The organism is Lentzea roselyniae (assembly GCF_039537795.1).
Lineage (GTDB): Bacteria > Actinomycetota > Actinomycetes > Mycobacteriales > Pseudonocardiaceae > Lentzea > Lentzea atacamensis.
Genome location: NZ_BAABBE010000014.1, coordinates 177,524 through 188,192, shown reverse-complemented (window position 1 = coordinate 188,192; position 10,669 = coordinate 177,524). Strand labels below are relative to the sequence as shown.

Here is a 10,669-nt window from a genome sequence, read left to right as displayed (position 1 = left end):
AAACGGCGGGAAACAATACGTCGGGCTCTGCAAATATTTGCGATCAGTGCATCAGCCGGTGGTAGGTCGGCACCACGTGCAGCGGGTGAACGCCCCAGTCGCCGAGCGCCTGCAGCGCGAGCGGCCCGAGCCCGCCGACGGTGTCCGGCCCGGCCGGCCCTTCCAGCGTGGGCAGGCCGTTGAACGGTGTGTTCGCCGACGGCGCCGGTGAGGCGGAGGCGACGGCCACCGGGTCGTCGTCGAAGAAGCCCTGCACGGCCAGCAGCACGTACGGGTCCTGCTTCAGCTCGTTCTCCAGCTTCTCGACGTAGATCCACTCGCTGCGCTTCGCCGCCGCGTACACGCTCCGGCTGAGCCGCCCGAACGCCTCGAGGCAGGCCTCCGGGGTGGCCGCCGCCATCGCCTCCTCGGCGCTCACCCGGACCAGCGTGATCTTGTTGCCGCGCGTCGAGCCGTCGTCGCCCCACCGCTCGGGCACGAGCACGTCGCCGCTCTGCTGGTCGATCAGCACCACGTCGCGGAACCGGTGGCCGGGCGAGTGGTTGCGCGCCAGCACGCCGAAGCCGAGCCGGCCGGGCAGCTGGTCGTCGGGCAGCCGCCAGTACGTCCGCTGCTCCCCCTGCTGCAACGCGATGTGGCCGCCGATCGCGATGCCCGGCACCGCGGTGGTCAACGGCCCGGTGAACTGAGCGCGCACGTCGTCGGGAACGCTCTCCGGGGTGCCCTGCGCCTCGATGCTGCCGGGGAAGCGGTTGAAGGTCATCGCCATCTCGAGCGGGTGCGGTCCCCATTCCATCACCGCGTGCAGCGCCATCTGACCGATGCTCTTCATCGACTCCGGCGAGATGACCGCGTTGAGGCCGGGCCTGCCACGGAACGGCGTGTTCTCCGACGGTGCCGGGGAGCACGAGACCAGCACGATGTCCTCGCCCTCGTGGCGCTGCAGACCCAGCATCGCGTACGGCGCGACCAGGTGGGCCTGGTTCACGATCGGTTCGACGGTGAGGTACTCGCTGCGCCCGTCCGCCATCTCGATCATCCGGCCGAGCCCGCGGTAGGCCTCCACGAGCGCCTCGAAGGTGACCGCCGCGAGGGCCTCCTCCCTGGTGACCGGTTCCAGCCGGGTCTGGACGCCGAGGGACTTCCCGTCGGTCATGAACCTGTCCATCAGCAGCGCGTGGCCGGTTCGCTCGTCGATCATGATCGTGTCGCGGAACCGGCCCTCGCCGAGCGGTGAGCGGCCCAGGTTGCCGCGGCCCAGCCTGCGGGTCAGGTCGTCGTCGAGCAGCTTCCAGTACGTCGTGCGCTCACCGATCTGCACCGCGATGTGGCCCGCGACGGGAATCCCGCAGACTCCCGAGATCAGCCGACCGTTGACGATCGCGTCGAGCTCTGGCGGAAGGTCCTGGGCGGGCGGCTTGGGCTGGAACGGCGGCAGTGCGGCGAACTGCGGATCAAGCCGCCCTGTGCGCACGACGTGGTGGGCCCAGGCCCGCGCGCGGGAGAGCGGGTGCTCTGGGAACCGGCTGTCGAACCGCGGGTCGTCGCCCGCGTGGAACGGCAACCGGCCCTGCAGCTGCGGCGCGTACGGGTGCGGCATGACCCAGCGCTCGAACCCGACCTCGGGCGCGAGCACCGCCTCGCGCATGCCGGTGACCGGACCTTTCACCGCGATGAGCTGCAGCACCGCGCTGCAGGTCGCCTTCGGCACCGTGAACGAGCACAGGAACGCCTGCCCGGCCGGGCGGTTCGGCAGCGGCACCTTGATGATCCGCAGCAGTGCCGGTGTGCCGGCGAGCTGGACGACGTGCGCCTCGATGAGGCAGCCGTCCTGGCCGTGGAGCACAGCCAGGTCGTGCCTCAGCTTGGGCAGGTCGTCCAGCCCGGCGGGCAGATCGGGGACCAGGTCGTAGTAGGTCAGGTTGAGCCGGTCGCCGTTGGCGGGGTTCGACCAGTTGCTCTGGTCCTGCTGCTGGAAGCCGGTGGTGTCGAACGAGATGGGCACCCACCGACCCTATTGTGATCTTCAGGCCGCCCTCAGCGTTTTGGACCAGAGCGCTGCTCCGGTTGCATCACGCAGCCACACCGTGAGCTCGCGCTGGTTCGCCTCGACCTCACCGAAGTGCTGGAACCCGTCCAGCGGCGTGGTGTTGGCGGCGGGCGGCGCGTGCACGAACACCGCCTCCGGCCCGAACGTCGGGTCGAGCTTGTTCGGGCCGAACGCGCCGGAGTGCAGCGGGCCGGACACGAACTCCCAGAACGGGTCGAAGTCGCCGACGGCAGCGCGTTCTGGCGAGTAGTGGTGGGCAGCGGTGTAGTGGACGTCCGCGGTGAGCCACACGGTGTTCTTGACGCGGCGCTTCTTGAGTTCGCGCAACACCCACGCGATCTCGTGCTCGCGGCCGTTGGGCGCGCCGGGCAGGCCGTTCGCGACGCCCTCGATGTCGGTGCCGTCCGGGACGGTGAGGCCGATCGGCAGGTCCGCCGCGATGATCTTCCACGTGGCGGTGCTGCGGGACAGCTCGCGGACGAGCCACTGGGCCTGCCTGGCACCGAGGATCACGCCCGGCTGGTCCTTGGGCGAGGTGTTCTTGTCCTTGTAGGTGCGCATGTCGAGCACGAAGATCTCGACGTTGCGGCCGTAGGAGAACTTCCGGTGGACGCGTCCGTCGACGGCACGGTGCCGGTCGATCGGCATCCACTCGTGGAACGCCTGGAAAGCACGCTGTGCCAGCACGTCCACGCGCTTCTCGGTGTACTGCGGGAGGTCGAGGATCTCGCCGGGGTACCAGTTGTTGGTGACCTCGTGGTCGTCCCACTGCGCGAAGATCGGCACCTGGGCGGCGAAGCGCTTGAGGTTGTCGTCGAGCAGGTTGTAGGCGAACTGGCCGCGGTACTCGTCGAGCGTCTCGGCCACTTTGGACTTCTCGGGAGTGACCACGTTGCGCCAGATCCGGCCGTCCGGGAGCGTGACCGTCTCTTTGAGAGGGTTGTCGGAGTAGACGCTGTCGCCGCTGTGGATGAAGAAGTCGGGGCGGCGGTCGGCCATGGCCTTGAAGATCGGCATGCCGCCGATGTCCGGGTTGATGCCCCAGCCCTGGCCCGCGACGTCACCCGACCACACGAAGCGGACCTCGTCACGGCCGAGCGGGGCGGTGGTGAAGCTGCCGGTCACGGGCTCGCTGCAGGTGCGGCCGTGCAGGTCCTCCGCCGTGACGCGGTAGTGGGCGGTGCGGCCGGGCAGCAGGTGGCGGACCCTGACCTGCCCGGTGCCGCCCGTCTCCGGCGTGAGCAGCGGACCGCGGATGCGGCGGGAGAAGCGGAAGTCCGCGTCGTTGGACACCTCGACGAGCATCCGGGAGGGCCGGTCCGCTCGGGTCCAGACGATGCCGCCGTCCCACGTGACGTCACCGGACTGCACACCATGAGTCAGAACCGGGCGGTCGGTCGTCGCGAGGCTGATGCCCGAGGGCACCAGCGCCGCAGCCGTGCCGAATGCGCCTGCCTTGAACAACGTGCGACGGTCGAAGGTCATGCGCGGTTTCTAGTCGCCGGTTCTGTCCGGTGGTGAAACCGGAAGTGAACTTCAGCAGCGCAGGTCCGTCCAGCCGGAGACGTACTTGCCGTCCGGCGTGGTCACGCTGGAGACCGCGCGGGTGCACTTGTCGAGCGTGGCCGCTCCGGCGCCCCAGAGCTCCTGCTTCATGCTGGCCTGGCCACCGCCGGCAGGCGACTCCTCGCCGTTCTCGATCACCGCGATCCAGTTCGAGACGCGATAGCGGTCGCTCTGGGCGTAGGAGTCCCAGACCCAGGTGTACGGGAAGTTCTTGCCGCAGCCGGCGAACTGCTTCACCGACGCGATGATCTTGTCGTTGTACTTGAGGTGGCCCGTGGTGCCGATCTGCTTCGCAGAGGCACAACCGGGGACGGTCTCGGCAGCGTTGGCGGTGCCGAGACCGACGGACAGCAGCGTCGCGGCCAGTGCGGCGGCGATGGCGATTGGCTTTCTCACAGCCGCGACGCTGGTGCAGTCCGGTTAGACAGCGGTAAATCAGGTCAGGCGCTTGAGCCAGTCCGTGATGATCTGCCGCGACGCGGGCGTGGCGTGCACCCACGTCTGGTGGTTCTGGTCGGTGTACTTGACCACGAGCCAGCGGCCGTCCTCGAAGTCGATCGTGGTGAGGAACGTCTTGGCGCGCTGCCTGCCCTCGGCGCCGCGCCGTGCCGCGTAGAGCTTCGCCGTGCCCTTGCGGGGCTGGGCGAGCAGTTGCCGCAACGAGATCGACGGCGACGCCTTGCCCGGCTGGTGCGTGTTGATCTCCGAAGCGTGCACGTTGATCGACGCACCCTTGCCCGCCGGCACGTCCGGCAGCTGCATCGCGAGCACCTCGGGAGCGTTCTCCGGGCGGATCGGGTGCAGCTGCACGTAGCCGTTGTCGTGCACGGCGAGCACACCGTGCTGCGAGTTCGCCGCCACCACCACGGGCCGCGTCTCGCTCGGCGTGACCGCGATCCACGCCGAGTAGTCCGCGTCCGCCTTGGCGATCAGGTGCAGCGTGCTCCGGATGTCCGGGTGGTCCAACCCGACCCTGCGCAGCTCACCGATGACGTCGCGCTCGATGACCGCGCGCTCGTCGTCGGTCTGACCGGGCGAGTCGACGTGCAGCGCCGGGTGGTACTGCCCCAGCTTCTCCTGCTTCCACAGCACGTCGAACGCGAGGTCTGACAGTTGGATGGACGATCGCAGCACGTCACCCCCCGATCGTCGGCGGCGCGACCATCGGCATGTCACCGATGATCTCGTTCGTGTTCTCCTCGGACACCAGGTAGTCGGCGGACTTGTGCTCCAAGTCGTCCTCTCCCTGACCCTTCTGGCCCGGGCCGCCCATGCCGCCCATACCCGCGGCACCAGCACGCCCCGCAGCACCGGCGGCACCACCGCGGGCGCCTGCGTTCGGCCCGGTCTCCCCCATGCCGCCGAACACACCGGCCTTGCCGCCGGGCTGCTGCGCCGACGTACCGCCGCCGGCGCCCACGCCACCGATGCCGCCGCCACCGAACTTGCCGCCGGCCCCGCCACCTCCGAACTTGCCCGCGCCGCCAGGACCTCCACCGGGCCCGCGCCCAGTGCCTGCGCCGCCGCCGGGACCACGCCCGGTTCCGGTGCCGCCGAGACCGGGACCGACGGGCACGCCGATCGGCGGGATGCCGGTGTTCGGCGGGCGCTCGATCACGCTGCCGATGGGCGGCTTGCCGGTGAGGTCACCCTTGCCGCCGCCGGTGCCACCGGTGCCGCCGGTGCCGCCGTCGCCGGAACCGGCCCAGCTGAGGTCGGTCCGGTCGCTGTTGAGGCTGCCGGGCGGGGTCCAGGTGGTGCCCTGCGGGGAGCCGGTCGTGCTCGGGAGGCCGCTCGTGTTGGTGGTGTTGCCGACCTTGCCCGTGCCGACGTTCGAGGTCTTGTCGCGACCGTCGTCGCCGCCGGTGTTGGCGATCTCGACCTGCAGGTTGTCGGCCGTGACGCCGGGGAACTCCTTGGGCAGCTCACCGCGGTTGGTGTTGCTGGCGCTCTGGAACTCGCTGTAGACCTTGCGGTTGTGCGCTTCTTCTGAGTTGTAGCTGTTGACGGCGTCCTCGGTGTCGGTGTCCCAAGGAGTCGCGTCGTCCCAGAAGTTCGTTTCCGGCTTGTTCGCCGGCATGTTCTTGAGCTGACCCTTGTTCAGGTTGAACTGGTAGACCTGGTTGGACAGCGAGTGGTCGGCCTGCCGGAGCGCGTCCTGCATCTGGATCATGGCCTGGTTGATCGGGTTGCCGGCGGTCTGGGCGGCGTCCGCGCTCGCGCCGGTCCACGCCTCGCCCAGCGTCTCGCCGACGCGCTTGAGCCTTGCCTCGATCGCGGCGTAGCTCCGCTCCAGTTCCGCTGCCTTGTTGGCGGCGTTCTGCGCTGATCCGGTGCCTTTTCCGCCGGTCATCTGAGCGTAGATCTCATGCCCGGAGAAACCTTCGGCGCGCGTGTTGTCCTGGGTGAAGCAGCTGGGCGCGGGCCGTGTCATTTCGCACCTGCCTTGATCGTCGTGATGACCTGGTTCGCGAATTCGGTCGCAGCCCCGCACGGGTCCGCGAATCGGGGGCTGCCCTTCTCGGTCACGATGAGGACCAGAAGCGCCACCTCGTCGGACAAACCGACCGACACGTCACAGTTGCCGTCGGCACGCTGGTCCACCTGCAAGTTCATGATTGCCGGGTAGCCCTGGATCGCCGGCAGCACCTCGAACGCCGCGTACGAGTCCTTGTTCTGATACATCGCGTCCAACCCCTTGCCACCTGGGATCAGGGTCGCGCTGGGCGTGATCTTGCTCGGGGCGGACGCGCCGAGCCAGATGCAGGACGCGCCTGGAGCGCCGCTGTTGACCCTGCCGGTGACGCCAGGGAGGCCGAACGCTTCGACCTGAGCCGGGGTGGCCATGCCACACGGGTTGGCTTCGAAGGCCTTCACGTCGAGCGGGTTCTTCACCTTAGGCGCACCGTTCGCGGTGGTGTCGCCTCCGCCGCTGCTGTTGCTGGTCGGCGTCGTGGCGGTCGTCGGCGTACCAGTGGTACCACCGCTGTCACCACAACCGGCCAGCAGTGCGAGGGCAGCGGTACCGGCGACGATGGTTGGGATGCGCAACAGCTCAGTCCTTCGGCTTCAGGTTGTCTCGGTTGCCGGCTTCGGTCTGTTCGTACTGACGCAGCGTGGCCTCGAGGTTCTCGATGCGAGTCGTCAACGTGTTGCGCAGCTGCTCATTCGACTGCTGGTGCATTGCGCCCGCCGTGTTGGCCCAGTTCGCGTACACCTTGCTGGGCATGTCCAGGCCGGCGTGCTGCACTTCGGTCAGCACACGCCCGGTCGTGTGCGCCATCAGGAGGTCGTCGCGAATGGACTTGTACTCCTTGATGGCAGCGCGCAGCGTCTCGAGATCGACTTTGGTCCCGCTCATACCCCAGTACCCTCCCCTGCAGTTTCGTGCGTCAGGCAGCATACCGCCGGGCCAGGGCCCTCGTCCTGACTTTCGAGCACGATCGGGTGAACGAAACGAAGTGTCAGCCCGGCATTGCGACAAGTCCGGGTACGAAGAGCTGCATGCGTCGTTCTTTGGTGCTTTTCGTCAGTGCCGCAATGCTGCTGGCCGCCTGCTCCACACCCACGCCTGTGGCCGCTCCGAAGATCAAGCCGCCGACGCCGGCGGTGGGTGCGCAGGCGGACTGCGCCGAGGTCATGGGGATGGAGGACTCGCGGTGTCTGGGATGGACGGCACCCGAGCCGCACACGTTCTCGGACGTCCGGAGGATCAGCGACGACCAAGCGGGCACGGGCAAGGAGCTGCAGTGGGGCCCCTATTACTGGTGTGACGCGTTCAAAGAGGACGTGCTCAAAGACGTATTGGGATCAACCGACGTGGCGCGAGTCGTCACGGACAAGTTCTACTGCCAAATAGTCGTCCGAGGGCGCAAGGTGAGCGGCATTTACAACAGCCTTTCCGTCTATCTCTCGCCTTACCGGCCCGGAAACCCCGCTTACGACTGGTTCGTCGAGCCGAACCCGCTCGGCGAGGTCACCGAGTACAAGGGCAGGAAGGCCACGCGCAACGCTCAGCTGAGCGGCCCGACCACCGAGCGCATCCAGTACACCGTCGAGATTCCCGGCCAGGGCTCCGTGTGGAACCTCGAGCTCTGGCGTGACCAGTACGACTCGAGGGTGCCGTTCACGGCCGACCTGACGGACGCCGAACGACGCGTCCGGCTGGCAATCGACGCGTTGATGGCCTACGACCAGACCTGATCTGTCTAGGGTGTCCGCGTGCGCGCCCTCGCCTTCGGACTTGCCGCCGTCCTCGCCTTCCTGACGCTGGCCACGACGATCCGGACCACCGACGTCCTGGTCGGCTCGGTCGACGCGAAACGGATCGGCACGGCCACCGTCACCTCCTGTACCGAGCACGGACCGGTCGGGAGGTGGGGCGTCGGCACCAGCTACGGGTGCACCGCGGACGTGCGGTGGGAGGACGGGCGCACCGAGCAACGCGCGTTTCCGGCGGGGCAGCTCGGGCCCGGCGACCGGGACGTGGCCGTCTTCCAGTCGAACCGCGATCCCGGCCTCAACGACAGCGGGCGGTGGTTCCTCGCCGGGCCGCTGGCGGCGATCGCACTCGGACTGCTGACGCTGTGGATGCTCCTCCTGACCGTCCTCTCGCTCGTTCCCTCCAAGAGCGGGCGGAAGAAGCAGGACGAGCAGTGGCCGGTCACCAGGGACGAGGTGAAGGCGGCTCCGGTCACGCGACGGGTGCGGCGGCTGCGGTTGTACGCGTGGCTCGGGCTGGTCGCGGCGGTGGCGGAAGGGCTGGCTTCGATGCCGTTCTTCGACGCGCCGCGGCGGGTTGGCGCGTTCGTGTCGCCGTGGCCCGCGTTGGAGGACGCCTGGCTCGTCGACCTGCCGTCCGGGGTGCTCGCCGGGTTCGCGGTGCTGGTCGCCGCCGTGATCGGGCTGATCGCGGAGAGCGTGCACAAGGACGCCGCGCGCATCGTCCGGTATGGACAGAGCTATCTCGGCAGCAGGAAGCAGGTTCCCGGTGGTGGCGGCAGCTGGGTGCCCACGGCGTTGATCGCGGCGCTCGTGCTCGGTGCGATCGTCAAGGTCGTGCTGGCCGTGCCCGCGCACGCGCCGGTTGCCGTGTGGCTGGCCGGGAGCAGGGACGCCCTGGTGCTGCTGGCTTTGTTGATCATCACCGTCTGCACTCGACAGTCCGCAAAGGACATGGTCGGCCAACTGGTCGGCAAATAGGGGAACCGAATACCGGTCGGGGCAGTCTCAGTCGGCATGAGTTCTGCAGAACTGGGCGCTGGGCAGCAGCGACTCGACGAGTACATGCGCCGTGTCACCGACATCCAGCAGAAGGCCGAGGAGACGCAGGCTCAGCTCAAGGCGTTGCGCGCGAACGTGAGCAGCCCCGACCGCTCGGTCACGGTGACGATGGCACCTGGCGGGCGGCTGGAGAAGCTCAGCCTGGCACCCTCGGCGATGAGGATGTCCCACGAGCAGCTGGCCGCCATGATCACCGAGACCGTCAGCAGAGGGCACGCGGCCGTCGCCGAGCAGATGGAGGCGACGATGCAGCCGTTGATCGGCGGCACGCCGGCGATGGACTTCCTGCGTGACCAGGTCACCGCGGCGCAGCAGCCGGAGGAGACCGAGGAGCAGCCGCGGCGTCCGCAACGTCCTGGAAGCCCGGACGACGACGAGCCGTTCGGCACCATCTACCGGTAAGGGGAACCCGGTGTCAGGAAACTTCGCCATGGTGCCCGCGGACGTGATCAACCACGCGGGCAACGTGCAGTCGATGGGCATGGAGCTCACCAAGGCCGCCGCACGCGGCGAGAGCGTCGACCTCGGCGTCGAGACCTACGGGATCATCGGCCAGGTCTTCAGCGTGCCGGTGCGCATTCACATCGCGGCGATCGCGAACTCGATCAACGAGCTGGCCAACGCGCTGCCGGACGTCGCCGACGCGCTGCGCGACTGCGCGGACGCCACGCAGCAGACCGACGACGACCACGCGAAGCTGTTCAACAAGTACAAGGGGCAATGATGGTTCTCGACGTCAGTGCGGACAACGCCACCGACGGTGCGCGGATCATCGACACCGTCTGGAAGTGCGCGGAAGACTTCAACAACCCCAGCGACTGGGCCTTCGACGGCGTCGCACTGGGGCTCGACGTGCTCGGCTTCGTCGCGAACCCGCTGGGCACGCTCGTCGGCGCGGGCATCGGCTGGCTGATCGAACACGTGTCGTTCCTCAAGGAGCCGCTCGACGACCTCGCCGGTGACCCCGGCGCGATCAACGTCGTCGCGGCCGCCTGGGGTGAGGTCGCCAAGGCGTGCGCGAAGGTCGGCAACGACTACGCGCAGGCCGCCACCAGCCAGACCGCGACGTGGACCGGCGCGTCCGGTGACGGCTACCGCAAGGCGGCCGCCACGCTCGCCGAGCAGGTCAAGGCGCTGGAGGGGGCCGCGAACGCGGTCGCGACCGGCATCAGGGGAACCGGCGTCCTGGTCGCCGCGGTGCGCGGCATCATCCGCGACATCGTGGCCGACGTGGTGGCCGAGTTCATCATCGCCGCCGTGACGGCGCTCGCGACGAGCTGGTGCAGCTTCGGCGCCTCGATCGCCGCCTTCACGGGCTGGGCGGTGGCACGCGCGGCGTCGACCGCGGGCAAGATCGCGGGCAAGGTCAGCAAGCTGCTGATGAAGCTCGCGCAGGCCGTCCGCAAGTTCGACAACCTCAAGGGCGTGTCCGACGCGCTCGCCAAGGCCGCGGTCGCCATCGGCCGCAAGGCCAAGGGCGTCGGCCGCGCGATCGGCAAGAACCACGCCTCGGTGAAGCAGATCGAGGACGGCTTCTCCAGCGCCAACAACGCGATCCGCGACAAGCTCACGTTCGGCAGCGACAAGCTGAAGGAAGCGGCCGGCAAGGTCGACGACGTCATGGCCCCGCGCGGCCGCGACGGCTTCGCGGACACGATCAAGCCCATCTCACTCGGCCGGACCGGCGCCTCCGAGGCGTTCAAGGAAGGCGCGAACTGGGACGAGAGCTACGAGAAGGGCCAGGAAGAGCTCAACCAGAAGAAGTAGCGC

12 protein-coding genes are annotated in these 10,669 nt (G+C 68.6%); 5 read left to right on the top strand and 7 right to left on the bottom strand.

Annotated elements, in window-relative coordinates:
- Positions 1–43: 43 nt before the first annotated feature.
- The 7 genes from ABFX45_RS25605 to ABFX45_RS25575 are packed head-to-tail and all read right to left on the bottom strand — an operon-like array spanning position 44 to position 6,977.
- Positions 44–2,005, bottom strand: coding sequence for a hypothetical protein (locus ABFX45_RS25605; RefSeq protein ID WP_346132428.1), 1,962 nt, complete (start codon positions 2,003–2,005; stop codon positions 44–46).
- A 21-nt stretch (positions 2,006–2,026) separates the two neighbouring features.
- Positions 2,027–3,535, bottom strand: a complete 1,509-nt coding sequence (locus ABFX45_RS25600) for an alkaline phosphatase D family protein (protein WP_346132426.1) — start codon at positions 3,533–3,535, stop codon at positions 2,027–2,029.
- A gap of 51 nt (positions 3,536–3,586) precedes the next feature.
- Entirely contained in the window at positions 3,587–4,012 is a 426-nt protein-coding gene (locus tag ABFX45_RS25595) for a hypothetical protein (protein ID WP_346132424.1), read from the bottom strand.
- Positions 4,013–4,051: 39 nt separating this feature from the next.
- Positions 4,052–4,750 (bottom strand): ESX secretion-associated protein EspG, encoded by a 699-nt coding sequence (locus ABFX45_RS25590; RefSeq protein ID WP_170155262.1) that lies wholly within the window; start codon positions 4,748–4,750, stop codon positions 4,052–4,054.
- Between the two features lies 1 nt (position 4,751).
- Complete coding sequence (locus tag ABFX45_RS25585; RefSeq protein ID WP_170155261.1) at positions 4,752–6,050, bottom strand: WXG100 family type VII secretion target; 1,299 nt, start codon at positions 6,048–6,050, stop codon at positions 4,752–4,754.
- Entirely contained in the window at positions 6,047–6,667 is a 621-nt protein-coding gene (locus ABFX45_RS25580; RefSeq protein WP_170155260.1) for a DUF3558 domain-containing protein, read from the bottom strand. Before ABFX45_RS25580 ends, ABFX45_RS25585 begins: the two co-directional genes overlap by 4 nt.
- Positions 6,668–6,671: 4 nt before the next feature.
- On the bottom strand, positions 6,672–6,977 hold the full coding sequence (locus ABFX45_RS25575; RefSeq protein WP_170155259.1) for a PE domain-containing protein: 306 nt from the start codon (positions 6,975–6,977) through the stop codon (positions 6,672–6,674).
- 143 nt (positions 6,978–7,120) lie between these two features.
- Between ABFX45_RS25575 and ABFX45_RS25570 the strand changes: the two genes are divergently transcribed.
- The 5 genes from ABFX45_RS25570 to ABFX45_RS25550 are packed head-to-tail and all read left to right on the top strand — an operon-like array spanning position 7,121 to position 10,666.
- A complete protein-coding gene (locus ABFX45_RS25570) occupies positions 7,121–7,819 on the top strand; it encodes a hypothetical protein (protein WP_346132421.1) in 699 nt (232 codons plus the stop codon).
- Between the two features lie 18 nt (positions 7,820–7,837).
- Positions 7,838–8,818: a DUF6346 domain-containing protein gene (locus ABFX45_RS25565; protein ID WP_346132419.1), complete on the top strand. Its 981-nt coding sequence runs from the start codon at positions 7,838–7,840 to the stop codon at positions 8,816–8,818.
- A 36-nt stretch (positions 8,819–8,854) separates the two neighbouring features.
- Positions 8,855–9,301 (top strand): YbaB/EbfC family nucleoid-associated protein, encoded by a 447-nt coding sequence (locus ABFX45_RS25560; protein WP_109640847.1) that lies wholly within the window; start codon positions 8,855–8,857, stop codon positions 9,299–9,301.
- A gap of 10 nt (positions 9,302–9,311) precedes the next feature.
- Positions 9,312–9,623, top strand: a complete 312-nt coding sequence (locus ABFX45_RS25555; protein ID WP_346132416.1) for a type VII secretion target — start codon at positions 9,312–9,314, stop codon at positions 9,621–9,623.
- On the top strand, positions 9,620–10,666 hold the full coding sequence (locus tag ABFX45_RS25550) for a hypothetical protein (protein WP_346132414.1): 1,047 nt from the start codon (positions 9,620–9,622) through the stop codon (positions 10,664–10,666). The genes ABFX45_RS25555 and ABFX45_RS25550 overlap by 4 nt, the downstream gene beginning before the upstream one ends.
- Positions 10,667–10,669: the final 3 nt, after the last annotated feature.